The sequence below is a fragment of the Streptomyces griseoluteus genome (assembly GCF_004784465.1).
Lineage (GTDB): Bacteria > Actinomycetota > Actinomycetes > Streptomycetales > Streptomycetaceae > Streptomyces > Streptomyces griseoluteus.
The window spans coordinates 41,214-66,001 of the sequence record NZ_SRRU01000009.1; the positions used below are offsets into that span (position 1 = coordinate 41,214).

Annotated in this window: 23 protein-coding genes and 2 pseudogenes; 14 read left to right on the forward strand and 11 right to left on the reverse strand. The window is 72.9% G+C overall.

Annotation, left to right across the window (positions count from 1 at the left end):
- The first annotated feature begins 111 nt into the window (after positions 1–111).
- Both E5082_RS23585 and E5082_RS23590 read left to right on the forward strand, forming a co-directional pair.
- On the forward strand, positions 112–519 hold the full coding sequence (locus E5082_RS23585) for an NADPH-dependent FMN reductase family protein (protein ID WP_135793265.1): 408 nt from the start codon (positions 112–114) through the stop codon (positions 517–519).
- Entirely contained in the window at positions 516–1,424 is a 909-nt protein-coding gene (locus E5082_RS23590; protein ID WP_135793266.1) for a hypothetical protein, read from the forward strand. Before E5082_RS23585 ends, E5082_RS23590 begins: the two co-directional genes overlap by 4 nt.
- A 14-nt stretch (positions 1,425–1,438) precedes the next feature.
- On the opposite strand, the pseudogene E5082_RS23595 reads toward E5082_RS23590, so the two are convergent.
- Both E5082_RS23595 and E5082_RS33475 read right to left on the reverse strand, forming a co-directional pair.
- Positions 1,439–2,114, reverse strand: a pseudogene (locus E5082_RS23595) (cytosine permease); the annotation flags it as partial.
- Positions 2,086–2,211, reverse strand: coding sequence for a hypothetical protein (locus tag E5082_RS33475; protein ID WP_268255608.1), 126 nt, complete (start codon positions 2,209–2,211; stop codon positions 2,086–2,088). The gene E5082_RS33475 and the pseudogene E5082_RS23595, both read right to left, overlap by 29 nt.
- Positions 2,212–2,662: 451 nt before the next feature.
- On the opposite strand from E5082_RS33475, the gene E5082_RS23600 reads away from it, so the two are divergent.
- Positions 2,663–3,085: a subtilase-type protease inhibitor gene (locus E5082_RS23600; protein WP_086694042.1), complete on the forward strand. Its 423-nt coding sequence runs from the start codon at positions 2,663–2,665 to the stop codon at positions 3,083–3,085.
- Positions 3,086–3,272: 187 nt separating this feature from the next.
- On the opposite strand, the gene E5082_RS23605 is transcribed toward E5082_RS23600, so the two are convergent.
- The 4 genes from E5082_RS23605 to E5082_RS23620 form a co-directional block, all read right to left on the reverse strand.
- Positions 3,273–6,089, reverse strand: a complete 2,817-nt coding sequence (locus E5082_RS23605) for an NHLP bacteriocin export ABC transporter permease/ATPase subunit (RefSeq protein ID WP_135793267.1) — start codon at positions 6,087–6,089, stop codon at positions 3,273–3,275.
- Position 6,090: 1 nt separating this feature from the next.
- Positions 6,091–8,325, reverse strand: coding sequence for an NHLP family bacteriocin export ABC transporter peptidase/permease/ATPase subunit (locus E5082_RS23610; protein WP_135793268.1), 2,235 nt, complete (start codon positions 8,323–8,325; stop codon positions 6,091–6,093).
- The gene (locus E5082_RS23615) at positions 8,322–9,128 is read right to left on the reverse strand and encodes an HlyD family efflux transporter periplasmic adaptor subunit (RefSeq protein WP_135793269.1); all 807 of its coding nucleotides are present in this window, start codon (positions 9,126–9,128) and stop codon (positions 8,322–8,324) included. The genes E5082_RS23610 and E5082_RS23615 overlap by 4 nt, the downstream gene beginning before the upstream one ends.
- A gap of 108 nt (positions 9,129–9,236) precedes the next feature.
- Positions 9,237–9,452 carry a hypothetical protein gene (locus E5082_RS23620; protein WP_031179346.1) on the reverse strand — a complete coding sequence of 72 codons (216 nt, stop codon included), beginning with the start codon at positions 9,450–9,452 and terminating at the stop codon, positions 9,237–9,239.
- Between the two features lie 654 nt (positions 9,453–10,106).
- Between E5082_RS23620 and E5082_RS23625 the strand changes: the two genes are divergently transcribed.
- Positions 10,107–11,522: a S1 family peptidase gene (locus tag E5082_RS23625; protein ID WP_135793270.1), complete on the forward strand. Its 1,416-nt coding sequence runs from the start codon at positions 10,107–10,109 to the stop codon at positions 11,520–11,522.
- Between the two features lie 54 nt (positions 11,523–11,576).
- On the opposite strand, the gene E5082_RS23630 is transcribed toward E5082_RS23625, so the two are convergent.
- The gene (locus E5082_RS23630) at positions 11,577–13,709 is read right to left on the reverse strand and encodes a SpoIIE family protein phosphatase (protein WP_373310000.1); all 2,133 of its coding nucleotides are present in this window, start codon (positions 13,707–13,709) and stop codon (positions 11,577–11,579) included.
- A 205-nt stretch (positions 13,710–13,914) separates the two neighbouring features.
- Between E5082_RS23630 and E5082_RS23635 the strand changes: the two are divergent.
- Positions 13,915–16,368, forward strand: a pseudogene (locus tag E5082_RS23635) (SpoIIE family protein phosphatase).
- Positions 16,369–16,493: 125 nt separating this feature from the next.
- Complete coding sequence (locus E5082_RS23640) at positions 16,494–16,763, forward strand: hypothetical protein (protein WP_135793271.1); 270 nt, start codon at positions 16,494–16,496, stop codon at positions 16,761–16,763.
- Between the two features lie 60 nt (positions 16,764–16,823).
- On the opposite strand, the gene E5082_RS23645 is transcribed toward E5082_RS23640, so the two are convergent.
- Positions 16,824–17,408 carry a hydrolase gene (locus E5082_RS23645; protein WP_135793272.1) on the reverse strand — a complete coding sequence of 195 codons (585 nt, stop codon included), beginning with the start codon at positions 17,406–17,408 and terminating at the stop codon, positions 16,824–16,826.
- 48 nt (positions 17,409–17,456) lie between these two features.
- A complete protein-coding gene (locus tag E5082_RS23650) occupies positions 17,457–17,894 on the reverse strand; it encodes a MarR family winged helix-turn-helix transcriptional regulator (RefSeq protein WP_135793273.1) in 438 nt (145 codons plus the stop codon).
- Positions 17,895–17,982: 88 nt separating this feature from the next.
- Between E5082_RS23650 and E5082_RS23655 the strand changes: the two genes are divergently transcribed.
- Complete coding sequence (locus tag E5082_RS23655; RefSeq protein WP_135793274.1) at positions 17,983–18,477, forward strand: metallophosphoesterase family protein; 495 nt, start codon at positions 17,983–17,985, stop codon at positions 18,475–18,477.
- Between the two features lie 96 nt (positions 18,478–18,573).
- Complete coding sequence (locus E5082_RS23660; protein ID WP_135793275.1) at positions 18,574–19,599, forward strand: alcohol dehydrogenase; 1,026 nt, start codon at positions 18,574–18,576, stop codon at positions 19,597–19,599.
- A 5-nt stretch (positions 19,600–19,604) separates the two neighbouring features.
- Here the strand turns inward: E5082_RS23660 and E5082_RS23665 are convergent, their stop codons facing one another.
- On the reverse strand, positions 19,605–19,793 hold the full coding sequence (locus E5082_RS23665) for a hypothetical protein (protein ID WP_135793276.1): 189 nt from the start codon (positions 19,791–19,793) through the stop codon (positions 19,605–19,607).
- A complete protein-coding gene (locus E5082_RS23670) occupies positions 19,781–20,146 on the reverse strand; it encodes a nuclear transport factor 2 family protein (RefSeq protein WP_135793277.1) in 366 nt (121 codons plus the stop codon). Before E5082_RS23670 ends, E5082_RS23665 begins: the two co-directional genes overlap by 13 nt.
- 172 nt (positions 20,147–20,318) lie before the next feature.
- On the opposite strand from E5082_RS23670, the gene E5082_RS23675 reads away from it, so the two are divergent.
- The 6 genes from E5082_RS23675 (at position 20,319) to E5082_RS23700 (ending at position 24,713) form a co-directional block, all read left to right on the forward strand.
- Complete coding sequence (locus E5082_RS23675) at positions 20,319–20,618, forward strand: hypothetical protein (RefSeq protein ID WP_135793278.1); 300 nt, start codon at positions 20,319–20,321, stop codon at positions 20,616–20,618.
- Positions 20,619–20,947: 329 nt separating this feature from the next.
- Complete coding sequence (locus tag E5082_RS23680) at positions 20,948–22,036, forward strand: S-(hydroxymethyl)mycothiol dehydrogenase (RefSeq protein WP_135793279.1); 1,089 nt, start codon at positions 20,948–20,950, stop codon at positions 22,034–22,036.
- Positions 22,036–22,665: an MBL fold metallo-hydrolase gene (locus E5082_RS23685; protein ID WP_135793280.1), complete on the forward strand. Its 630-nt coding sequence runs from the start codon at positions 22,036–22,038 to the stop codon at positions 22,663–22,665. The genes E5082_RS23680 and E5082_RS23685 overlap by 1 nt, the downstream gene beginning before the upstream one ends.
- Positions 22,666–22,742: 77 nt before the next feature.
- Positions 22,743–23,552, forward strand: a complete 810-nt coding sequence (locus tag E5082_RS23690; protein ID WP_135793281.1) for an SDR family NAD(P)-dependent oxidoreductase — start codon at positions 22,743–22,745, stop codon at positions 23,550–23,552.
- 145 nt (positions 23,553–23,697) lie between these two features.
- Positions 23,698–24,393: a L,D-transpeptidase family protein gene (locus E5082_RS23695; protein WP_135793282.1), complete on the forward strand. Its 696-nt coding sequence runs from the start codon at positions 23,698–23,700 to the stop codon at positions 24,391–24,393.
- 134 nt (positions 24,394–24,527) lie between these two features.
- Positions 24,528–24,713 (forward strand): hypothetical protein, encoded by a 186-nt coding sequence (locus E5082_RS23700; RefSeq protein WP_135793283.1) that lies wholly within the window; start codon positions 24,528–24,530, stop codon positions 24,711–24,713.
- Positions 24,714–24,788: the final 75 nt, after the last annotated feature.

The following is a 24,788-nucleotide window of genomic DNA, read 5'->3' on the forward strand; positions in this document are numbered from 1 at the left end:
CGTGTGTGACGCCATGGACTCTCGAGTCCCGAGCCCGATTTTACCCAAGTGGTCCCTCCCGTGCCCTCGTTATGCTGAGTCGCCGGTCGGCTGGTCCAGGGAGGTACGACGATGAGCGGGCTCGACGACGACGGGGACGGCGGCCCCGGCCACGAGCGGCTGGCGGCCCTCTGTCACCGGTTGGCCGGGCGGGCGCCCGGACTCGGCCCCGAGGGGCGCCGGTTGATCGACCACATCACCACCGAGGTGCGCGGCGGACGCCCGCCGGAGGAACTGGAGGACTCCTTCGACGAGTTGGAGGACCTCCTGCTGGCCGCCGGCTTCACCGCGGGTCTCGGCTCGTACCGCACCGACACCCCGCCCGTCTATCAGCGGTTCCCCGGCGCCGGGCACCCGCTGCTGCGCGTACTGGCGTGTCCGGGCGGCGGCTGCGCCCGCGTCGAGGCACCCGAGCCCGAAAGCCCGGCCCAGTGCCGGATCTTCGGGCGGCCGCTGCGGGAGATCAGGCTGCGTCCGTGACCGCCTTCCTCAACGCGCTCAGCGGCAAGCTGGCCGAACGGTGGCTCGCCCTGCTGGCCGTTCCCGGCCTGGTGTACCTCGTCGCGCTGGCCACCGCCGTCACCCTCGGCCAGCGGCACTGGCGGGACACCGGGCGGCTGCGCGAGCGCCTCGACGCCCTCGCCGCCGCACCGGGCGCGCACAGCGCGGGTGTGCTCGCGGTGTGCGCCGTCGCCGTGCTGGCCGGGGCCGCGCTGACAGGAACCGGTGCCCAGGCGGTGGGCGCGCTGGTGGAGCGGGTCTGGCTCACGGGTCCGCGCGGGCCGGTGACCCGGTGGCTGACGGAGCGCCGGGTGCGCGCATGGCGGGCCGCCGACGGTGCCTACCGTACGGCCCTGGTGGCGGCCGGCCGGGCGCGGCTGGGCGGTGCGGCCGACGCGGACGCCCTGGTGGAGGAGGCGGAGGCGCGGTACGCCCGGCGCAACGAGGTCGGGCTCGTGGCGCCGCGGCACCCCTTCTGGACCGGAGACCGGGTCACGGCCCCGGACCGGCGCGTGTGGCGGGCGTACCGCCTGGACCTGACCGTCGCCTGGCCCCACCTCTGGCTCCTCGCCCCCGACAGCACCCGCGCCGAACTCGGCGCCGCGCGTACCGCCTTGAGTACCGCCGCCCGGCTCACGGCCTGGGGCCTGGCCTACCTGCTGCCTGCCGTGTGGTGGTGGCCCGCCGCGCTGGTCGGCGCGGCCACCGTGGCGACGGGTGTCGTCCGCGGCCGTACGGCGGCGGCGTCCTTCGCGGAGCTGGCGGAGGCCCTGGCCGATCTCCAGGGCGCGGACCTGGCCCGCACTCTCGGCCTGCAGTGCGAGGGCCGCCTCACCCCGGAAACGGGGGAGGAGGTGACCCGGCTGCTGAGCAAGCCCGACTGAGCCCGTCGGCGGAGTCACACGGCGGCGGGCACCGGTGCCTCCGTGATCGCCGGCACCGGGATGTCGTCCCTGGTCCGCACCCAGTGCGCGCCCTCCGGCCCGTAGGCGGCCCGCGGTTCCGGGAACAGCCAGAGCAGGGCGAGGTACAGCACTGCCGCCACGGCCAGCGACAGCGGCAGGCTGATGTCGACCCCGTCGGCCAGGTCGCCCAGCGGGCCGACGAACTGGCCGGGGATGTCGGTGCAGAGGATGCCCAGGGCCGCCGACACCCACCACGCGGTCGTCCCGCGCCAGTTCCATCCGCGGGTCAACCAGTAACGACCGCCCCGCTGACGGCGGTTGAAGACCTGGAGGGCGTCCGGCAGCTCGGGGAGACCGCCGGTAGCCCGCCCACGAAGTCGGGCGCGGCCGGGTCGACGTACCTCGGGGCCTTGGTGGCGATGATGCTCGCCGTCGCCAGGCCGAACACGAAGGGGAGCAGGGTGGCGAGCTGGAGAGGAACGCGGCGCCGACCACCCGCCGGCGCGAGGCGTCCGCCGGGATCTACGACCCCGGGTTGGACAGCACGATCAGGGCCGCGCCGATGAAGGACGGCCAGAACGTCGCCCGCGTCGCGGCGTCCGCCGAGGCGGGGAACGAGCCCGCGTACGACGGGTCGAAGTCACCGGCGAAGGTGACCGCCCCCAGCAACGGTGCGCTCCGCGTCGGGGATGCGCTCGACTCCGTAGGGCTCGACCTCGGTGAGCGAGGGCGCCGGGGCGGAGGAGTCGGGGTGCTGTGAGGTCAACTGGGGCTCCTGAGACGGGGTTCGCCGACCGTACGGCCGGATCGGCACGGCGGCCCGGGGGACGTTTCATCCATCCTCGGCCGCTCCGGTGGATGGTTCGGCCATCAGGAGGGCCCGGAGAAACCCGCGCGAACGCGAGGAATCGTGAAGGTGTCACGGGCGGATCGTGAAAGAGGCCCCGGCGCGGGCGAGCGGAATGTTTCAGGCCGATTGCACAGGTGGTGAGTTCCGGCCATCGGGCCGGTCCCCGTGCGGGGAAAGCCCGGCGTTGAGGGGCCGACGTGTTCGAATTCCGTGACTTCGCGCCACTGCTTCAATACGCAATGTTACTGAAAGTCATGGGTGGGATGTGTGTTCCGGCTGCGGACTCGGCAGAGTGGCGCTCGCCGTCGCGGCGCCCCACCGGGCAACGGGCGGCGCACCCTCAAAATCGAGCGGAAGGATGCACACCATGCGGAACACCGCGCGCTGGGCCGCGGCCCTCGGCCTCACCGCCGCCGCCGTCTGCGGACCCCTGACCGGTTCCGCCGTAGCCGCGCCTGCCTCCCTGTACGCGCCCTCGGCACTGGTCCTCACCACCGGCCACGGCGACAGCGCGACCACGGTCACCCCGGAGCGCGCCGTCACCCTGAGCTGCGCTCCGACGGCCACCGGCACCCACCCGGCCGCGGCGGAAGCCTGTGCCGAACTGCGCGGCATAGGCGGCGACTTCACCGCCCTCAAGGCCCGCGCCGACGTCCACTGCACCCGGCTGTACGACCCCGTGGTCGTCACCGTCCAGGGTGTCTGGCAGGGCCAACGGGTCGCCTACGAGCGCACGTTCGGCAACGCTTGTGCGAAGGACGCGCTCGGCAGCAGCGTCTTCGCGTTCTAGACCGGGATCGCACGGACTCCGTGCCGCAGGGTCGGTTTCGCAACTGGGGAGTGCGGCCCCTGGGGCGGAGCGACCGGCGGTCCCGTGCCGGGAGGCTGAGGCGGAGTGGGGCCGCCGCCTTCCGGACCCACAGCCGCTTCCCGGCCAGGCCCGTGGGGGGCCTTGCCGGGAAGCGGCACTTCCATCCCTACGCGAGCTGCCTGCGCACCAGTTCGTGCAGCCGGCCGCCGGTGTCGGCGAGGAGCTCGGCGGGAGTGCCCTGCTGGATCACCTTGCCGTCCTCCATCACCACCACCCGGTCCGCGTCCATCACGGTGGACAGCCGGTGGGCGATCACCACCCGGGTGGCGTTCAGCTTGCGGGTGGACTCGATGACCGTGCGCTGGGTGTCGTTGTCCAGGGCGCTGGTCGCCTCGTCGAAGAAGAGGATGCGCGGCCGGCGGATCAAGGCCTGGGCGATCATCAGCCGCTGGCGCTGCCCGCCGGAGACCGCGCCGCTCCCGGCGACGATCGTGTGCAGCCCCATCGGCATCCGCCGCACGTCCTCCGCCAGGCCCGCCAGCTCGATCGCCGCCATGACCTCCTCCGGCGAGTACGGCTCGGTGCCGCAGACCACGTCCATGATGGAACCGTTGAACGGCTGCGCGTGCTGGAGCACCACCCCGCACTGCCGCCGCACCGCGGACTGGTCCAGCGCGCCGAGATCCTGGCCGTCGTACAGCACACTGCCGGAGACCGGCTTGTCGAAGCCGATCAGCAGGCGCAGCAGGGTGGACTTGCCGCAGCCGCTCGGGCCGACCACCGCGACGAACTCGCCCGGCCGCACCGCGAAGGACACGTCGTCCAGGACCAGCGGGCCGTCGTCGGAGTACCGGAAGGACAGTCGCCGGGCCTCCAGCGCGCCGGTCAGCGGGCCCGGCCGGGTGCTGCCCGCCCGCACCTCCGGGGTGGCGTCCAGTACCGGGCGCAGCTCCTCGAACAGCGGGAGGGCCGCCACCGCCGACACGAAGGCGCCGGTCAACTGGGTGACCGAGGTCAGCACCATCGTCACCGCCGTGCTGAAGGTGAGGAACGACGCCGCCGACATCGCGCCCTTCGCCGGGCCCGCCAGCAGCATGAACATCACCAGCGTGCACACCGGCAGATACACCGCGCCCAGCACCGAGCTGAGGTTCTTGATCCGGCCGACCTTCTGCTGGAGCTCCCGGCTGCGCGCGAACTCACCGGCCCAGGCGGCGTAGGCGTAGTTCTCGGCCGACGCCACCCGCAGCTTGGGCAGCCCGCGCAGGGTCTGGAACGCCTGGTTGTTCAGCTTGTTGCCGAGCGTCACAAGACGCCGCTGCCAGCGCACCTGCCACAGCCCGAGCCCCGTGAAGACGGCGCCGATCACCAGGAGCATCGCGATCGCGGCCATCGCCATCGGCACGCTGTAGTAGAGCAGCAGGCCGACGTTCATCGCGCCGATCGTCACCGACTGCGCCACCACCGGGCCGACGCCCGCCAGCAGCCGCCGGATCGAGCTGATGCCCATCGCGGCACTCGCCAGCTCACCGGTGGAGCGCCCGCTGAAGAACCGGGTCGGTAGCCGCAGCAGCCGGTCCCAGACCGCCGGCTGGAGCGAGCCCTCTATCCGCCCCTCCAGCCGCAGGATGGTGAGGTTCTCCAGCAGCGTGAACGCCGCCGACACCACCCCGCTGAGCATCACCGCGAGACACACCTGCGCGATCAGGTTCTCCCGTGCCTGCGGTACGTACTCGCCGAGCACCTTGCCCGTGGCGACGGGCACCAGCGCGCCGATCGCCACCGTGACCAGCCCCGCGAGCAGCAGGTTCAGCAGGTCGTTCCGCGTCCCGCCCAGGCTGAACCGGAGCAGGCCCAGCGGGCCGAGCCGCTTATCGGGCAGCGGCCGGTAGAACATCACCGCACGCGGCTCGAACTCCTCCGCGTTCGCCTTCTCCACCGGCGTCTCCCGGCCGGTCGCAGGCTGTACGGCCACATAGCCGCCCCGGCGCCACAGCAGCGCCACCGGCGCGCCGGACAGCGCCCGGTGACCGACCAGCGGGCCCACGTTCTCCCGCCACCAGCGGCCCTCCAGCCGTACCGCCCTGACCCGGACCCGCGAGGCCAGCGCCACCCGCTCCACCGGGTCCAGCCGCTCGCTCTCGCCGATTCCGCGCGCCGGGTCGGCCAGGGTGATCCCGGCCGCCTGCGCGACCAGCTTGCAGGCCGCGTACCCGGCGTCCGCGTCGGCCGCCGTCGTCCGCCGGTCCGAGCGCTTGCCGATGGAGGCGAGCAAGGTCTGGTCGGCCTGGGCGCGTACCGCCTCCCCGGCCTTGATACCGGCCGCCGCACGCGTCTCGTGGGTGCGCTCGAGCTGCTCGATCCAGCGGTCCAGCGCGGTCAGCAGCCGGTACTGCTGGTCGACCAGGCTCTGCCACAGCCCCGGGTCCATCAGCAGGTCGGCCGCCGCCTCCGCGCCGTACACCGAGCCGTACTGGACGCTGCCCGGCGGCACCTGCATCCAGAACACGTCGTCGTCCGAGGGCGCCACCGACCGGTCCTCGGCGAGCGGCGCCTGGAACAGCACCGACAGACCCCGGCCGACGCCGAGCGCGAGGGCGTACTCGAGTGGGCTGGAGGACGGCGGTACGTACTGCGGGTTGCCGTACTCGTCGTAGGACCAGGTCTCGGTCTGCGCGCCCTGGTACAGCTCCCGCAGGTCGACCCGGTGCACCACACAGTCCCGCACCGGGCGGGCCACCAGGGTGTGCTGGGGACCGGCGACCGGGCCGAGCAGCAGCGTGCCCGCCTCCACCCGGCCCAGGTGGTGCCAGTGGCCCTGCTCGGCGGCGTCCACCGCGAACAGGTCGAGCGCGCCGGCCGCCACCAGCCAGAGCACCTGCGGTCCCTCGAGATCCAGCCGGTTCAGCCCGGCGCAGTCGACCCGCCTGCCCAGCGAGCCGAGGGCGCCCAGCACCAGATCACCGTCGTGCGTGGACGTCATCTCACCGCTCCCTGACCAGCGCCGCGTACGCGCCACCGCGCGCCACCAGCTCCTCGTGCCTGCCCCGCTCCACGACCGTGCCGTGCTGGAGCACCACGATCTCGTCGCTGTCGCGGACCGTGGACAGCCGGTGGGCGATCACCACGCAGGCGCAGCCGCGCCGGCGCAGGTTGTCCATCACGGTCAGCTCCGTCTCCGCGTCCAGCGCGCTGGTCACCTCGTCCAGCACCAGGATGCTGGGGCGGCGCACCAGCGCCCGCGCGATCTCCAGCCGCTGGCGCTGGCCGCCGGAGAAGTTGCGGCCGTCCTGCTCGACCTTGCTGTGCACCCCGCCGGGCCTGCGGGCCACCACGTCGTACAGCGCCGCGTCCCGCAGCGCCTCCTCCACGGCCTCGTCCCGGATCGAGGGGTCCCACAGCGCGACGTTGTCGCGGACGGAGCCCTCGAAGAGGAACACGTCCTGGTCGACGAAGGACACCGAGGCGGCGAGCGCGCCGCGCGGGATGTCCTCCAGCCTGCGGCCGTCGATCCGGATCACGCCCTCCCAGGGCGAGTACAGACCCGAGATCAGCCGGGACACCGTCGACTTGCCGCTGCCCGACCCGCCCACCAGCGCCACCTGCTGCCCCGGCCCCACCGTGAGGCCGAAGTCCGTCAGCAGCGGCTTGTCCAGCGGGCTGTAGCCGAAGGTGACGCCCTCCAGCTCCACGTGCCCGCGCAGCCTGCGGGTGGAATCGGCGCCGCCGGGACGCGCGTACAGCGGGTCGGCCTGGAAGTTCTCCACGTCCTTCAGCCGGGCCACGTCGGCCGCGAAGTCCTGGATGCGGCCCGCCACCCCGTTGAGCCGGGTGAGCGGCGCGGTGAAGCGGGCCACCAGCGCCTGGAACGCCACCAGCAGACCGACCGAGATGTGCCCCTCGACCGCCCTGAGACCGCCGATCCACAGGATCAGCGCGCTGTTGAAGGTGGCCAGTGTGGGCGCGACGACGCCCAGCCAGGCGCTCGGCACCCCGAGCTTCTGCTGCTCCTCCAGCGTCGCCGCGTGCTGCCCCGCCCACTTGCGGAAGTAGCCGTCCTCCCCGCCGGTCGCCTTCATCGTCTCGATGAGCTGGAGCCCGGTGTAGGAGGTGTTCGTCAGCCGCGCGGTGTCCGCCCGCAGCTTCGCGGTACGGGTCGCGCGCAGCCGGATCACCAGCCGCATCGCCACGATGTTCAGCAGCGCCACGCCGATGCCGACGAAGGTGAGCTGCGGGTCGTAGGTGTACAGCAGGACCGCGTACAGCACGACCACGATCGCGTCCACGCCCGCCGCCGCGAGGTCGCGGGCCAGGGTCTCGGCGACCTGGTCGTTCGACTGCAGGCGCTGTACCAGGTCGGCGGGGGAGCGCTGGGAGAAGAAGGTGACCGGCAGCCGCAGCAGATGGCGCAGGAAGCGGGCGCTGGACAGGGTGGAGGAGATGATCCGGCCGTGCAGCAGGTTGGCCTGCTGGAGCCAGGTCAGCACCAGGGTCAGCGCCACACAGGTCGCCATCGACGCGAACAGCACGCCGAGCAGCGAGGTCTGGCCGCCGATCAGGAACATGTCGATGTAGGTGCGGCTCAGCGCCGGCACCGCCGCGCCCACCGCGACCAGCAGCAGGCTCGCCAGCACCGCCGCGGGCAGGGTGCCCGCCGTGCCGCGCAGCCGGGCGGGCATCGCGCCGAGCACACCGGGCTTGCGGCCGCCCCTGCTGAAGCCGTCGCCCGGCTCCAGCACCAGCACCACACCGGTGAAGCTGCCGTCGAACTCCTCCATGGGCACGAACCGGCGGCCCTTGGCGGGGTCGTTGATGTACACCCCGCGCCGTCCGAAACGGCGGCCCATGCCGTCGTAGACGACGTAGTGGTTGAACTCCCAGAACAGGATGGCCGGGGCGCGTACCTCGGCGAGCGCCGCGAGGTCCATCTGCATGCCCTTGGCGGTCAGCCCGTAACTCCGTGCGGCCTTCAGCAGGTTGCTCGCGCGCGAGCCGTCACGGGAGACACCGCAGGCGATGCGGAGCTCCTCCAGCGGGACATGGCGGCCGTAGTGGCCGAGCACCATGGCGAGGGAGGCGGCGCCGCACTCGACGGCCTCCATCTGGAGCACGGTGGGCGTACGGACCGTGCCGCCACGGGGTTTGGGTACCGGGCGGCGGGCCGGGGCGGCCCGTCTGCGGCCGCGGTTCTCCTGCGCGGTGTCGGTCGGGGCGGTCACGGAAGCAGCCAATCGATCGGGCGCTGGTCGCTCAGATGGACCGCACCGGAGGCCAGGGTCATGGAGTCGAGCCCGAACGGCGGCCCTCCCGCCGACGACCAGCGGTAACCGCTCCTCGTGGAGGCCGACTTGTCGAGCGTGACGAGCACGGCGACCGGGCGGCCCTTGCTGGTGAACTGCCGGCCGAGCTGGCTGTCGCCGAGGAACGCGCCGATCGACTGCGCGCTCTGCGCCGTACGGTCCACCGACTTCACCCTGCCGCGCAGCACGCCGTAACGCTCGGCCGGTACGGAGGACACGGTCAGGTCCACGGTGGCGTGCGCGGGGATCGAGGCCGCGTTCTCGGCGGGGACGTACACCGTCGCGTACAGCGGGTCGGAGTCGTGCGCGACCTTCTCCACGGCGGCCACGTCGGCGCCGGTCTGCACGATCTGCCCGATGGTCGCGGCCAGCGCGGTGATCCGGCCCGCGGCGACGGTACGGATAACCGAATCGCCCTGCGCGGTACGGACCTTGAGCACGGGGGCGTCGGCGGGCAGCCGTTGTCCCTGCTTGGCGAGCACACCGGTGACCTGACCGGCCACGGGGCTCTGGAGGACGTAACTGCCCTGCCCGTGCGTGAGGATGGCCGGGGCGCTCACGGTGGAGGCGACCGAACCGGTCACCGCCCACACCGAGGCGGCCGCCATCACGACGACGGTGATGCCCAGTACGAGCCACCCCTGCGGGCGTGCCAGCCGCACCGGGAGGTCGAGATCCTCCGGCGACTGGAGCTTGGCGAGGGCCTGTTGGCGGAACTGCACGGAACTTCCCTCACCCGAGGAGAGACGACGGCACGGAAGAGTTTCGGGACGCCCGAGAGTCCCGGACCCGCGAGGGGGTCCGGGACTCTCGGTGACACCGAGGTGCGGTCAGAGACCGGCGACCAGGCCGGTGACCGGGGCCGTGTTGAGGCCGGTGACACCCTCGACGGTGCCGACGACCGTGTCCACCAGGCCGGAAACCGGGGCGATGCCGTTGACGGCGCCGGTCACGGTGGAGAGGGCGTTCACGGACAGGCCGCCGGAAACGTTGTCCAGCTCGGCGTCCGAGATCTCGACGGTCTCGACACGGGGGGTGGAGTTCATGATGGAACTTCCCTTCGTATGGGTCTTCACAAGGGGGGAGCGGCCCCCTCTGGGGGACAGATGACGGCCGCGACCGCGAGGAGTTCCAGACCTTCCGGCCGCCGTCTCCGGCAGCCCTGGGGCGGTTCCTGCGCTGTGATGGATCAAAGCACGCACGCCGCGTCCGATTCCACTTACTCAGCGCTCTCACCAGCGAGTTCGGCGCAGGGTGGGGTTCATTCGTGCAGGGGAGCGCACGCCGTGAGCGGTTCTCCTTCACATTCCCCGCGCCGTCGTCGCACCGTCTCCACTACCGCCGGTAACGCGAATCCGGCACACCTCTCCAAAGGCGTGTCCGGGACACCCGGACCGGTGCGCAAACCTCGTGGTCCGTGCTCTGACTGGGTGCGGGATGTGCAGATTCCCTGAAGCGGGGATTCCGCCAGCGGTGTTGGACGCAGGGCGACTTCCCCGTGACAAGGGGTGACCGAGGTGTCGGTGTGTCAGATGAGGCACGGGCGTGGCTGATTCCCCACCCGCACAACGAAGTTGGCAATCGGGATTGAACGCGCCGGGCGGACCGCCCGTACCTGTAGCCAGCCGGCACCCCCTACGAACTGCCCGACAGCGGCAGGCCCCCGCACCCAGGAGGTCGAGAAGTTGAGTCACAAGCGCATGCCCAAGAGGAAGGCCGCGATAGCGGTCGGCGGTGTCGCGGCGCTCGGAGCGGCGGCCCTGCTGCTGCCCAACGCCAATGCGTCCCAGGACAAGGACACGGCCGCGACGGGCACCGCGAGGACCCTCAAGGCCACCGACGCGACCACGCTCGCCGCCCAGTTGAAGCAGTCCCTCGGCGGCCAGTTCGCCGGCTCCTACTACGACAGCGCCAAGCAGCAGCTCGTCGTCAACGCCGTCGGTGACGGAGCGGCCGTCGCACGTGCGAAGAGTGCCGGCGCCGTCGTACGGCAGGTGGAGAACAGCACCGCCGACCTCCAGTCCGCCGCGAAGACGCTGCGGACCAAGGCGGCCATCCCCGGTACCGCCTGGGCCGTCGACCCGCGCACCAACAAGGTGATCGTCAGCGCCGACTCCACGGTGACCGGCGCCAAGTGGGACCGGCTGGAGTCCACCGTCGCCGGTCTCGGGTCCGGCACGGCCACGCTGAAGAAGACCGCCGGCACCTTCAAGACCTTCGTCTCCGGCGGCGACGCGATCTTCTCCCAGGTGCAGGGCGGCGGCGTCCGCTGCTCCCTCGGCTTCAACGTCACCGCCTCCGACGGCAGCCCCGCCTTCCTGACCGCCGGTCACTGCGGGGTCGCGGCCAAGCAGTGGTCCGACTCGCAGACCGGGCAGCCCATCGCCACCGTCGACCAGGCCACCTTCCCCGGCGAGGGCGACTTCTCCCTCGTCAAGTACGACGACCCGGCGACCGAGGCGCCCAGCGAGGTCAACGCGGGCAACGGCCAGGTCGTGGCGATCACCCAGGCCGCCGAGGCCACCGTCGGTTCGACCGTGTTCCGGATGGGCTCCACCACCGGGCTCCACGACGGCCAGGTCACCGGCCTCGACGCCACCGTCAACTTCCAGAGCGAGACCGACCCCAACGGGGTCGACACCGTCACCGGTCTCATCCAGACCGACGTGTGCGCCGAGCCCGGCGACAGCGGCGGCTCGCTGTTCACCCAGGAGGGCGCGGCGATCGGCCTGACCTCCGGCGGCAGCGGCGACTGCACCAGCGGCGGCGAGACCTTCTTCCAGCCGGTCACCACCGCCCTCGCGGCCACGGGCGCCACCCTCGGCGACGGGGGCGCGGGTGCGGGTGCCGGTGCCGGTGGCGACCAGGCGGGCGCGGGCGACCAGGCGGGCGCCGGGGATCAGGCCGGTGCCGGGGACCAGGCGGGCGCCGGGGACCAGGCCGGTGCCGGAGACCAGGCCGGTGCCGGGGACCAGGCCGGTGCCGGGGACCAGGCGGGCGGCGACCAGATCGGCGGCGCCGACGACCAGGCCGGCGCGGGTGCGGGAGCCGCCCAGGAGCAGGGCGCCAAGCACCCCCACCGCAACCGTCAGCAGGGCGGAACCTCCTCCAACTGACCCAGCGGGTCCGGCCCTTCGGCGGAAGGGCCGGACCCTCTGCGCGCCGGACGCTCAACCCCTGTCCTGCGCCCGGAGCAACAGCACCGCCACGTCGTCCACCCGGTCCCGCCCCGCCGTGCCGTGCCGGACCAGCGCGTCCGCCAGCTCCTCCAGCGGACCGTCGCCCGCCTCGGAGAACAGCGCGCCCAGGTCGATCAGCGCGTCCTCGATGTCCACACCCGGCGACTCCACCAGTCCGTCCGTATAAAGGGCGAGCACCGAGCCCGGCGCCAGCGGCACCTCCGTCGTCGGGTACGCCGCCTCCGAGTCGATGCCGAGCAGTGGGCCCCCGGCCAGGTCCAGCACCCGTACCCGCCCGTCCGGACGTCTGAGCAGCGGCGGCGGATGACCGGCCCGCGCCATCACGGCCCGGCCGTGCGCGGGGTCGAGGCGGAGATAGAGGCAACTGGCGAACAGCTCGGTACCGAGGTCGATCAGCAGCCGGTTGATGCTGCCCATCACCTCGCCCGGTGCCTGCCCCACCGTGCTGTACGCGCGGACACCGGTGCGGATCTGGCCCATCAGCGCCGCTGCCGTCACGTTGTGCCCCTGGACGTCACCGATCACCGCGGACGCCCGTGGCCGGGTCGGCACCAGGTCGTAGAAGTCGCCGCCGATGTCCATGCCCCGCGTCGCCGGGAGATAGCGCGCGGCCGCCTCGATGCCGGGCGGCGGGGACAGCGAGTGCGGCAGCAGCGCCTCCTGGAGCCCGTGCGCCAGCCGGTGCTTGGCGTCGTACAGCATCGTCCGCTCCAGCGCCTGGGCGATCAGCCCGCCCAGGCTGGTCAGCACCGCCCGCTCCTCGGCGGGGAAGGAGCGCGGCTCCGCGTACGCCAGCACACACGTCCCCACCCGGCGCCCGGACGCGACCAGCGGCAGGAAAGCCCAGGCCGCGAAGCCGTCACGGGACTCCCGTCGCACGGGATACAGCCGCTCCAACTGCTCCAGCGACTCGAAGAACGCGGGCACTCCACTGCTCAACGCCTGGGTGCCCGGCGTGCGTTCGCTCAGCGGCATTCCGTCGAACCACCCGGCCACCCGCTCGTCCGGATAGCCGCGGTGCCCGAGCACCCGCATCCGCCCCTCCTCGGCGGCGAGCAGCATCAGCGCGTGACTGCCGACCGCCGGACCCACCTCGTCCGCGACCAGGTGGACCAGATCGTCCACCGCCACCGCCTCGGTCAGCGCCCCCGTCAGGCTCAGCAGCCGCGAGATCGTCACCAGCCGGTGCGGCCGTGCCCCGGCCGGCACACCCGTGCGCTCGGTCAGCACCCGGACGCGCGTGATGCGCACGCTCACCCCGGTGCTGCCCGGATAGAGCCGAAAGGACAGCCAGTGGCCGGGCGGCCGCAGCGCCACGAAGGAGGCCGGACGGCGACTGATCAGCGCGGCCCGGTAACGGTCCTCGTACAGGGGGTCGTTGAGCCACGGCACCGACACCCAGGGCAGTGTGCCGAGCAGTTCGGCGGCGGGACGGCCGAGGAGTTCGGCGGCGGCCGCGTTGACGTGCCCGATCCGGCCGTGGAGGTCGAGCGACACCAGCCCGTACGGCAGCCGGGCCACCATCCGCGCCGCCTCCACCGGCTCCAGCGTGTCCACGACGGCCGCGTCCGGTGTCGCCACCAGATCCCGCTCGGAGCCCAGCGGCAGATTCTCGGCCGACGCCCGCGCCAGCACCCGGGTCAGCCGCTCACACCCCGCCGCCAGCAGCGTCCGCTCCCGCTCGGTCAGCTCCGGGCCGTGCCCGGCCGGCCAGGTCACGAACACCGAGCCGAGCACGACGTCGTCCGTGGCCAGCGGCAGCGCCGCCAGTGCGAAGGGGTACGGCAGCACCACCGCGATGCGCGGGAAACGGCGCGCCATCTCCTCGCCGCCGCCCACCCACACCAGCCGCCGCTGCCGCACGGCCTGCGCGACCGGGATCGGCGCGCTCACCCCGACCCGCTCCCACGGCGCGGCGAACGCCCTGGGCAGGCCCGCCATCACCGCCATCTCCAGCACCGGCACATCGGGCCGCAGCAGGTAGACCGCGCCCGAGTGCGCGCCCACGTCCTCCATCATCGCGGCCAGGGCGACCGACAGCGGCGGCTGCCCCGCCCCCGGGATCTCCCGCGGGGGGTCCGGCGTGTCCGACACGCCGACCACCTCCTCGTACGGCCCTCGCGCCCCGGACCGCGGACGGGTCCCACTTCTGCGAGTACGCCGAGTACCCCCTCCGGACACCGCTCATGCCGGGCGGCGGAAAAGGCTGGTACGCGTGCCCACGAGGCTTTCGGGCCAATCGCGCGGTAGGGAAAAACCGCGCGTGGTCGGTGCACAGGGGCTGCGCCACGCGCCCGCACGCGCTGTAATGGCCAACGTGGCGAGTGAGGGTGCTGCGGTGCGCAGGACGGGAGCCGGGCGTGCCGAGCACGTCCTCGCCACACTCATGGCCGCGCCCGCCTCCTCCGACCGGCTCCGCCGCGTCCTGGAACAGGCCCTCGTGCTCGCCGGTGCCTCGTTCGCCGGCGTGTACGCCCCCGGTGACGACCCCGCCGTGCTGTGCCTGGCCGAGTCCGTCGGACTGCCCGGCTCGCTGTACGGCCTGCGCGACGGCTACCCCGCCGACGGCGGTGCCCCGGTCGCCGAGGCCCACCGCACCGGCCGCCCCCTCTGGCTCGGCCCCCGCGAAGTGGCCGCCCGCGCCGAGGGCCGCCGCACCCCGGCACCCGACTTCTCCCTCGCAGCCCTGCCCCTCGCCGGGCCGGGCGGCGGCTCGCTGCTGGCGGTCGCGGAACGGCCCGAGGGGTTCGACGCGGGGGAGAGGGCCGCGCTGGAACTCATCGTCCGCGCCGTCGCCGTCCCGGAGCCCGGCCCGGCCGACTCCCACTAACCGGCCCCGGACGCCTTCAGCCTCGCCATGGACACCGGGCGGGTGGAGGTCGGCGACGAGATACTGCGGCTCTTCGGGATAGGGCGCGACGAATTCGACGGCAAGGTGGAGACGCTCCTCGGGCTCACGGTGCCCGAGGACCTGCCCGCGCTGATGTCGGTGGTGGAGCCCGACCACATGTCGCTGGACGAGCGCGAATTGGAGTTCCGCGTCCGGCAGCCGTCCGGGGCGCTCCGCTGGCTCCGGCTGCGCGGACGGCTGCTGCCCGGCGGGGAGGGCAGGCCCGCCCGGCTGGCCGGCACCGTCGCGGACGCCACCAAGCTGCGCTCCGGCGTCACCGACGTGGCGCGCGTCCAGCGCCTCGCCGCCGACCTCGCCACGGCGGGCACCGTCAAGGACGTGGGGCACGCCGTCGTCGACGCCCTGCGCAAGCCCCTGCGCGCCGACCGCATCGCCCTGGCGGAACTGGAGAACGACCGCCTCGTCGTCACGGTCCTCGACCCGCCCGAACCCGAGGCGTGGCCCGAACTCTGGCGGAGCGAGTGGCGCGGGGAGTGGCCCGACGCCCCCGTACGCGCCATGCCCGCCCTCGCCGCCGCCCTGCGCGACGGCCGCGCCCATATCTGGCCCGCCGGCTCCGCCCTGGAGCCGAGCCTCGCCGGAGTCGGCCCCGGCGGCCTCGCGGTGCTGCCGCTGCCCGCGGGCGGCCGGATGGCCGGGGCCTGCCTGATCGGCTGGGACCGCCCGCACGAGTTCGCCCCCGACGAACGCGCCCTGCTCACCGCCTGCGCCGCCCTCGCCGGGCAGGCCCTGCGCCGCGCCCACGCCTTCGACGCCGAGCACGAACTCGTCGGCATGCTCCAGCGCACCCTGCTGCCCCACCGGCTGCCCCGGCTGCCCGGCGCCAAGGCCGTCGCCCGGTACCTGCCCGCCACCGAGGGCCTGGAGGTCGGCGGTGACTGGTACGACGTGATCCCGCTCGCCGACAACCACGTGGCCTTCGTCATCGGCGACGTCCAGGGCCACAACGCGGGCGCGGCCACCCTGATGGGCCAGATGCGCACCGCCCTGCGCGCCTACGCCGCCGAGGGCCACCCTCCTGACGTGGTCGTGGCCCACGCCAACCGGCTGCTCCTGGACATGGAGACCGACCTCTTCGCCACCTGCGTCTACGTCGACATCGACATGGAGCAGGGCACCGCCCTCTGCGCACGCGCCGGGCACCCGCAGCCGGTGCTGCGCCACCCGGACGGCAGCACCGAGATCGTGGAGGCCGAGGGCGGACCGCCGCTGGGGGTCCTCACCCGGGCGGAGTACCCGATGACACCGCTGAAACTCAAGCCCGGCACGGTCCTCGCGCTCACCACCGACGGCCTGGTCGAGTCGTCCGGCACCGACCTCGACACCGGCATGGACCGGCTCGCCCGCGACCTCGCCGCCGCCGACCCCGCCCACCTCGGCCGGACCGCCGACGCCCTGCTCGCGGGCGCCCACCGGGGCGACGACGTGGCACTGCTGCTGGTCCGCTACGACGGCATGGCCGTGCGCCCGCGCCGCGAGAGCTGGAGCGTGTGGCGGGTCCCGGAGGCGGTACGGCACGCCCGGCGCTTCGTCCGCCGCACCCTGCGCGCCTGGGAGCTGCCGAGGGACACCGCCGACACCGCCCTGCTGGTGGTGTCCGAGCTGGTCACCAACGCCCTCGTGCACACCGAGGGGCAGGTACGGCTCGACCTGAGCCTGGTCGGGCACCGGCTGCGCATCGCGGTCACCGACTCCTCGCCGCGCGGACCCCTCAAGCCGACCAGCGTCGGCTGGGAGGCCACCGGCGGCCGGGGCATCCTGCTGGTCGAGGCGGTCTCGCACGCCTGGGGGACCGTCCCGGTCAGCGGCGGCAAGCAGGTGTGGGCGGAGCTGGTGACGAACGAGGCGTGAGGGGCGAGTGGGGGATGAGAGACCTCGACGAGGCGGGCGACGACGCCGGGAGACGGGACCCGGCGGACGGCGCGGACGGCGGCCCCGAGTGGCGGGTTCGCCCGGCGTGCCTAGGGTCGGTTGGTGTGGCACACACCTTCGAAGAACTGGTTCAGAAGCAGCGCGCGGCGGCCGCGGCACACGCCACCGTGAACGGACTGCGGGACACCTACGGCCCCCCGGCCGAGCGGGCGATGACCGGCGCGCAGTCCGGGACGTACGAGACCGCCCTGCGCGCCTGGCGCGACCTGGCCCGCGACGTGCAGACCGCGCTCAGCGAGTACGCCCGTGACACCGGGCGGTCCCGCGCCGAGGTCGAGGCCGAGGTGGAACGCGCCGCGGCCGCCGGGGACTGACCGGACGGCGGCGAGCGAAAGGCCCGGCACCCCCGTGGGTGCCGGGCCCGCCGGGCGTGCTCAGGCGTGGGTCTTGGCGAGCAGTTCGAGGATCTCCGCCGTCGTACCGCTCTCACCGAGACGGGGGAAGATCCGCTCGACGCTGTTGGTGTGCGCGTCCGCGTCGGCGTCGGCCATGGCGTCGGTGGCCAGAGTGACGTTGTAGCCGGCCGCGTACGCGTCACGGGCGGTGGACTCCACGCCGATGCTGGTGGCGATGCCGGTGAGCACGATCTGCGTGATGCCCCGGCGGCGGAGCTGCACCTCCAGGTCGGTGCCGAACAGGGCGCTCCAGTTGTGCTTGGTGACCAGAATGTCCCCGGCGTGCCCGGTCAGCTCGTCCACGATCACGTCCCAGCCGTCGGGGAAGGACAGGCCCCGGGCCTGGCGCTCGGTGCGGCCGGGCACCGCGTCCGCGCCGTCGGCGGCGAAGGAGACCCGGACCAGCACCACGGGCAGATCACGGGCGCGGAAGGCGTCGGCGAGCTCGGCGCTGCGGGCCACCACGTCGGCGGCGCTGTGCGGCTGGACGGGCATCGCGGTGATGCCGGCCTGGAGGTCGATCACGACGAGGGCGGTACGGGGGTCGAGCGTGGTGACGGACATGCGTCGGCCTTTCGAAAAGGGTGGGGGGCCGGGGGAGGAGCCCGGTGTTCAGGGGCGGGACAGCCGCTCCAGCAGCTCCAGCGCGGTCAGCACCGTCTCCCGCTCCTCCTCGGTGAACCGGTCCTGGAAGGCGCGGGCGAGCCACTCCTCGCGCAGTTGCCGGTTGCCCTCCACGCGGGCCCGGCCCGCCTCGGTGAGGGTGACGAGCTGACGGCGGCCGTCGTCCGGGTCGGGGGCGCGGCGGATGAGCCCCTGTTGGTCCAGCGCGGCGAGCGTGGCCGCCATGGACTGCGGACGGACGCCCTCGGCCGCCGCGAGCGCGCTCGCCGTGGCCGCGCCGTGCTTGCCGACCAGGGAGAGCGCGGACTCCTGCGGGGGCGTGAGATCGGCGTCCCGCGCCACCTCACGGATACGGCGCCGCAGCCGGCTGAACACCACCCGCAGCTCGCGTGCCGCGCGGGCGGCCGAACCGGAGATGTGGACCATGCCCGCCACCGTAAGGAGCTTCAGCCCAGCCTGTCCAGTTCGAACTGTTCAGTTTTACCTGTCCATTGCGCTTCCCTACGCTGAGCACGTGCGCCTTCTTCTCATGTCCGACACCCACCTCCCGAAGCGGGCCAAGCGGCTCCCGGACCGTCTCCTCGCCGAACTCCCGCACGCGGACGTGGTGTTCCACGCCGGCGACTGGGTGGACACCGCCACCCTCGACCTGCTGGAGTCCCAGAGCCGCCGCCTGATCGGCGTGTACGGCAACAACGACGGCGACGGCCTGCGCGCCCGGCTGCCCGAGGTGGCGTACGCCGAGCTGGGCGGCCTGCGCTTCGGCGTGGTCCACGAGACCGGGCCCGCCCGAGGCCGCGAGGCCCGCTGCGCCGAGCGCTTCCCCGGCCTGGACGTCCTCGTCTTCGGGCACAGCCACATTCCCTGGGACACCACCGCCCCCGGCGGCCTCCGCCTGCTCAACCCCGGCTCCCCGACCGACCGCCGACGCCAGCCGCACGCCACATACATGACCGCCAGCGTGGCGGACGGCGCCCTGACCGACGTCACCACGCACACCCTCCCCTAGCCCTGGCTCCCCGCGTCGACGCGCGCGATCGGGGTACTGCTGGTCTGCTGGAGCGAGGGCCCGCGCGGGCCTGTGGGACGTTCCCCGGAGAGGCGTATGAGTACCTATCGAGTGGCGCAGGTGACGGAACCCGGCGGCGGCTTCGAGGTGGTCGAACGAGAGGTGCGGCAGCCGGGCCCCGGCCATGTGCGGATCGCCGTGGAGGCGTGCGGGGTCTGCCACAGCGACGCCATGTTCGTCGAGGGCGGGCTGCCGGGCATCTCCTTCCCCGAGGTCGCCGGGCACGAGATCGCCGGGCGGATCGCGGAGCTGGGGGAGGGCACGGCGGAACGGGACTGGAAGGCCGGGGACCGGGTCGCGGTCGGCTGGTTCGGCGGGAGCTGTGGCTGGTGCAAGCCGTGCCGCGAGGGCGACTTCATCACCTGCGTCCGCCTCCAGGTGCCCGGCTGGGCCTACGACGGCGGCTTCGCCGAGCAGGTGATCGTGCCCGTCGACGCGCTCGCCCGCATCCCCGAGGGACTGGACGCCGTCGACGCGGGGCCCATGGCCTGCGCGGGCGTCACCACCTTCAACGCCCTGCGGCGCACCGACGCCCGGCCCGGTGGAGACCTGGTCGCGGTTCTCGGGGTCGGCGGGCTGGGGCACCTCGGGGTGCAGTACGCGGCCGCGATGGGGTTCGAGACCGTCGCCATCGCGCGCGGCGCCGAGAAGGAGGACTTCGCGCGGGAACTGGGCGCGCACCACTACATCGACAGCACCTCGGGGACCGCAGTCGCCGAGGCGCTTCAAGCGCTCGGCGGTGCCAAGGTGGTGCTGGCCACCGCCGGGAACTCCGACGCCATGTCCGCCACCGTGGACGGCCTCGCCCCGCGCGGCCAGCTCGTCGTCATCGGCGCCGCCATGGAACCGATCGGCATCAGCCCGGTCCAGCTCCTACTGGCCGGCCGCGAGGTCAAGGGCCACCCCTCCGGCACCTCCCAGGACGTGCAGGACACCATGGAGTTCAGCGTCCTGCACGGCATCCGTCCGATGAGCGAGACCGTGCCGCTGGACGACGTCGACTCCGCCTTCCAGAAGATGCTCTCGGGCAAGGCCCGCTTCCGGATGGTCCTCACCACCTGACCCGCTCAGCTGTGCCGGCGCCGGTGCCGGCGCGGCAGCCGCGGACGCACCGCCCGCAGCACCGCCGGCGCCGGCCGGGGCAGTACGGAGCGCCGGGAGCCCGGCGGCGGGCCCGTCTCCAGCCGGACCGAGAAGGTCCAGGTCAGCCGGGAGCTGACCTGGACCCGCGCCAGCCTCGCGCCTACTCGTCCCATGCCTGGATGAGGATCTGGTCCGAGATCCGGCCGTCGCGCAGCGTGAGCATCGACTCGGCGTAGACCTTGTTGCCGTCGGGGTACTGGCACGACTCGGTGAACGCCGCGTGGTCGCCGTCGATGACGCACTGATCGAGCCGGTGGATCATCTCGCGGCTGTAGATGTCGGCGAGCATCTCCTCGATCTCGCCCCGGCCGCGCAGCACCTTGGGGTGGCTCGGCTGGTCGGCTTGGTCGATGACTCGGACCTGCGCGTCGTCCTCGTACAGCGCGAGCAGGCCGTCTCCGGAGTCCGCTTCGATGGCCTCGCGCAGTGCCTCCGTGGTGAAGGCGGGATCCTTCTTGCTGCCCATGGTGACCTCCTTCGTACGCCCGCGGCCCGGCGGGCGGCGGACCGCGGGGGCCCACATCCGAGACTCCTCCGCCCCGGCGGCGACGGCAAACGCAAGCGGACCGGGTCCGCCTGTCGGGTGAGCCACGGCCACCACCCGTGTCCGGCACGTGGTTACGGACGTTGCTCAAGGCATGATCTCAACACGACGCATCGTCGCCGCCGTCGGTCTGGCCGTCGGTGTCACGGGCCTTGCCGCACCCCTGGCGAACGCGGCCGACGCGAGCGCCCCGGCCACCGGGCAGCTCAACCCGATGACCGTGCTGGACGACGTCGCCCTCAGCGAACTCCCGCCCCAGGCCCAGAGCCAGGTCCCGCGCGTCGGCGAGCAGTTGCGCGGCCTGAACCAGGTGAGCGAGCTGAACCGGCTGAACGAACTGCACCAGCTCACCGACCTCGCCGCCCCCGTCACCGGAGTGCTCCCCGGCCTCTAGGGTCTTTCGTTTGGATCAGGCCGGATCAGGGAGCGGGGTCTGGTGCCGTGCATCGCAAGGCGGAGGAGGGCGACATGGCGGAGCCATGGCAACCGACGACAACGCCGCGAGGCGCGGTGCCAGACCCCGCGAGCCCGGCAAGATCCAAACGAGAGGCCCTAGGTCCGCGCCGGAGCTGAACAGCCGTACCCGTGAGGGCCGTCCATGACCGGGCGGCCCTCGCTCGTGCCGGGAAACCCGCTGGTCCACGCCCTCACGGAGCCTTCCCGCAGGCCCCCGGTGGCGTAGGGTCGGGACGGATAGGAACACCGACGGAAAGGGGCCTGACCATGGCGCAGGAAGTACGCGGCGTCGTCGCACCGGGGAAGGACGAGCCGGTCCGGATCGAGACGATCGTGATCCCCGATCCGGGCCCCGGCGAGGCCGTCGTGGACATCCAGGCGTGCGGGGTCTGCCACACCGATCTGCACTACAAGCAGGGCGGCATCTCCGACGACTACCCCTTCCTGCTCGGCCACGAGGCCGCCGGTGTCGTGGAGTCGGTGGGGGAGGGCGTCACCGATGTCGCGCCCGGTGACTTCGTGATCCTCAACTGGCGTGCGGTGTGCGGTAAATGCCGGGCCTGTCGGCGCGGGCGTCCCTGGTACTGCTTCGACACCCACAACGCGAAGCAGAAGATGACCATCGCCTCCACCGGCCAGGAGCTCACCCCCGCCCTCGGCATCGGCGCCTTCGCCGAGAAGACGCTCGTCGCGGCCGGCCAGTGCACCAAGGTCGACCCCAAGGTCTCCCCGGCCGTCGCCGGACTGCTCGGCTGCGGTGTCATGGCGGGCATCGGCGCCGCCATCAACACCGGCAACGTCGGCCGGGGCGACTCCGTCGCCGTCATCGGCTGCGGCGGCGTCGGGGACGCGGCCATCGCCGGGGCCGTGCTGGCCGGGGCCGTGAAGATCATCGCCGTCGACATCAACGACCGCAAGCTGCAGAAGGCGCGCACGCTGGGTGCAACCCACACGGTCAACTCCAAGGAGACCGACCCGGTCGAGGCGATCCGCGAAATCACCGGTGGCTTCGGGGCCGACGTGGTGATCGACGCGGTCGGCCGCCCGGAGACCTACCGGCAGGCGTTCTACGCCCGAGACCTGGCCGGCACCGTCGTCCTGGTCGGCGTGCCCACCCCGGAGATGAAGCTCGAACTGCCCCTGCTGGACGTGTTCGGCCGCGGCGGCTCCCTCAAGTCCTCCTGGTACGGCGACTGTCTGCCCTCGCGGGACTTCCCGATGCTGATCGACCTGCACCTCCAGGGGCGCCTGCCGCTCGACGCGTTCGTCACCGAGACCATCCAACTGGACCAGGTGGAGCAGGCGTTCGAGCGGATGCAGCACGGCGACGTGCTGCGATCGGTGGTGGAGTTCTGATGACCGCCCGTATCGAACGCCTCGTCACCTCCGGCCAGTTCACCCTCGACGGGGGGAGCTGGGACGTCGACAACAACGTGTGGATCGTCGGCGACGACCACGAGGCCGTCGTCATCGACCCCGCGCACGACGCCGAGGCCATCCTCGAAGCCGTGGGCGACCGCCGGCTCACCGCGATCGTGTGCACCCACGCGCACAACGACCATGTGAACGCGGCCCCCGCCCTCGCCGACCGGACCGGTGCCACCATCTGGCTCCACCCGGACGACCTGCCGCTCTGGCGGCTCACCCACCCCGAGCGCGAGCCCGACGAGCACCTGGTCGACGGCCAGGTGCTGGAGACCGCCGGAGCCGATCTGACCGTGCTGCACACGCCCGGTCACGCCCCCGGCGCCGTCTGCCTCTACGACCCCGGTCTCGGCGCGGTGTTCAGCGGCGACACCCTCTTCCAGGGCGGCCCCGGCGCCACCGGGCGGTCGTACTCGCACTTCCCGACGATCATCGACTCGATCCGGGACCGGCTGCTCACCCTCCCCCCGGAGACCAAGGTGCTCACCGGCCACGGCGACCCCACGACGATCGGCGAGGAGTCGGGCCACCTCCAGGAGTGGATCGAGCGGGGTCACTGATCCGCACCGTCTGAGCGGGGACCGCCGCGACCGGACAGCCTCTGTCGCGGCGGTCCCCGCTGCCCTACCGTCGGCCCATGACCGATCTCACCCATCGCTTCACGGGCCACGCGGCCCTCGTCACAGGCGCGGGCCGGGGCATCGGCGCGGCCGTCGCCCGGCGCCTCGCCCAGGAGGGCGCCCGCGTCCTGGTCACCGACCAGGACGCGCCGGAGGCCGAGCAGACCGCCGCTTCGCTGCGCCAACAGGGGCTCACCGCCAGGGCGTTGGTGTGTGACGTGGCCGACCGGGCCTCGGTGGAGGCGGCCGTGACCCACGCGGTCGACGCCTTCGGCTCGCTCGACGTGCTGGTGAACTGCGCCGCCCACTGCTCACCGGACGCGGGCGCGAAGTTCGAGGACGACCCGGACGAGTCCTGGGCCCGTGACCTCGACATCACCCTGGGCGGCGTCCGCCGCTGCTGCCAGGCCGCGCTGCCCCACCTCGCCGCCTCCGGACGCGGCGCCATCGTGAGCATCGGCTCGGTCAACGGCCTGATGGACTTCGGCAACCACGCCTACAGCGCCGCCAAGGCCGGCCTCGGCTCCCTCACCCGCACCCTCGCCGGCCGCTCGGCCGCCCGCGGGGTCCGGGTCAACCTGGTCGCGCCAGGCACCGTGCGCACCTCCGCCTGGGAGGGCCGCGACGACGACCTGGACGCGGTACGCGACTGCTATCCGCTCGGCCGGGTCGGCGAGCCCGAGGACATCGCGGCGGCCGTCGCCTTCCTCGCCTCCCGCGACGCCGCCTGGATCACCGGCACCACCCTCGTCGTCGACGGCGGCCTCACCTCGGTGCACACCGGGTTCCGGACCGCGATGGACGGCAGCCGCGGCGGGCCGGGATGAAGTTCACCGTTTCGTCACAGCATGCCGGAAACACAACCATCCGGCCGAGGAGCCGGTCTAGTAGGCCGTAAGCCCCAGGAACCACCGGGGCCGAGAACCCGGGGGTGTCCCCGGGACCCGCAGGGGAGAAGGGATGGGGCCGACCATGGGGGACATACGCAGACGGGGAGCCGTCGCACTCGGGGTCGGCGCGCTGGTCGCGCCGCTCGCCATCGCCGTCACCGCCACTCCGGCCCAGGCCGCGAGCTGCACCACCAAGGCGGGCCCGTACCAGAAGCAGGTCGAGCGGTTCCTCGGCCGCACGGTGGACGGCAAGCAGTCCTCGGGGGACTGCTCGGCCATCCGCAGCTTCCAGAACAAGCACGGCATCACCCCCAACATCGGCTACGCCGGACCCGTCACCTGGGGTGTGATGGACCTCATGAACCGGCAGAAGGCCGTGGGGAAGAACCCCAACAAGGACGGCAAGTGTCCGGTGAACAAGGGCCGCATCGCCTGTGTGAACCTCACCCTCCAGCTCAGCTGGGTCCAGGACGGCAAGAAGCTGGTCTACGGCCCCGTCCCGGTGCGCACCGGACGCGACAAGTACGGGACCCGCACCGGCCTGAAGAAGGTCTACTGGCGTGACATCGACCACGTCTCCAGCCTCTACGACGTGCCGATGCCCTACAGCCAGTTCTTCGACGGCGGCCAGGCGTTCCACTCCGTCGGTCTCAGCATGTGGAACCCGCCGGGTTCCCACGGCTGTGTGAACATGACCACGAAGGACGCGAAGAAGTACTGGTCGCTCCTGAAGAACGGCGACGACGTCTTCGTCTACGGCCGCAAGCCCGGTACCTGAGCACGGCCCGCGTGCGGACGGGCGGGCCGAACCGAACTCGCCCTTCCGCACGGCTTCTTGACGTGATGAGCGACACGGTCCGAAATGCCCGGATCGCTCGTACTTATTCACGGCGCCTTCACGGGGACCGGCATATGCTTCACACCATGTCCACCACTGCTGAAGCCTTCTGCGGGCGCTCGGCCGCGGAGGTCAACGAGGAGATCCGGGCCCTGTGGCGCCGGTCGGGCGGCATCCTGACCAGTGAGCAGCGCGCGGAGTACCAGCGCCTCGTGATGGAGTGGGCCGCCGCGGCCCCGACGCCGCGCCGCCCGGTCTGACCGGACCCCGCAGAGCCACCGTCGAACCGCCCAGAGGGCACCCGTGACCGGGTGCCCTCGTTTGCCGTGCCCGCC

Coding starts and splice junctions, on each gene's coding strand:
- E5082_RS23585 (WP_135793265.1), top strand. CDS start 112: ATGAGCGGGCTCGACGACGACGGGGACGGCGGCCCCGGCCACGAGCGG.
- E5082_RS23600 (WP_086694042.1), top strand. CDS start 2,663: ATGCGGAACACCGCGCGCTGGGCCGCGGCCCTCGGCCTCACCGCCGCC.
- E5082_RS23605 (WP_135793267.1), bottom strand. CDS start 6,089: ATGACGTCCACGCACGACGGTGATCTGGTGCTGGGCGCCCTCGGCTCG.
- E5082_RS23620 (WP_031179346.1), bottom strand. CDS start 9,452: ATGAACTCCACCCCCCGTGTCGAGACCGTCGAGATCTCGGACGCCGAG.
- E5082_RS23625 (WP_135793270.1), top strand. CDS start 10,107: ATGCCCAAGAGGAAGGCCGCGATAGCGGTCGGCGGTGTCGCGGCGCTC.
- E5082_RS23645 (WP_135793272.1), bottom strand. CDS start 17,408: ATGTCCGTCACCACGCTCGACCCCCGTACCGCCCTCGTCGTGATCGAC.
- E5082_RS23650 (WP_135793273.1), bottom strand. CDS start 17,894: ATGGTCCACATCTCCGGTTCGGCCGCCCGCGCGGCACGCGAGCTGCGG.
- E5082_RS23660 (WP_135793275.1), top strand. CDS start 18,574: ATGAGTACCTATCGAGTGGCGCAGGTGACGGAACCCGGCGGCGGCTTC.
- E5082_RS23665 (WP_135793276.1), bottom strand. CDS start 19,793: ATGGGACGAGTAGGCGCGAGGCTGGCGCGGGTCCAGGTCAGCTCCCGG.
- E5082_RS23670 (WP_135793277.1), bottom strand. CDS start 20,146: ATGGGCAGCAAGAAGGATCCCGCCTTCACCACGGAGGCACTGCGCGAG.
- E5082_RS23675 (WP_135793278.1), top strand. CDS start 20,319: ATGATCTCAACACGACGCATCGTCGCCGCCGTCGGTCTGGCCGTCGGT.
- E5082_RS23680 (WP_135793279.1), top strand. CDS start 20,948: ATGGCGCAGGAAGTACGCGGCGTCGTCGCACCGGGGAAGGACGAGCCG.
- E5082_RS23685 (WP_135793280.1), top strand. CDS start 22,036: ATGACCGCCCGTATCGAACGCCTCGTCACCTCCGGCCAGTTCACCCTC.
- E5082_RS23690 (WP_135793281.1), top strand. CDS start 22,743: ATGACCGATCTCACCCATCGCTTCACGGGCCACGCGGCCCTCGTCACA.
- E5082_RS23695 (WP_135793282.1), top strand. CDS start 23,698: ATGGGGGACATACGCAGACGGGGAGCCGTCGCACTCGGGGTCGGCGCG.
- E5082_RS23700 (WP_135793283.1), top strand. CDS start 24,528: ATGCTTCACACCATGTCCACCACTGCTGAAGCCTTCTGCGGGCGCTCG.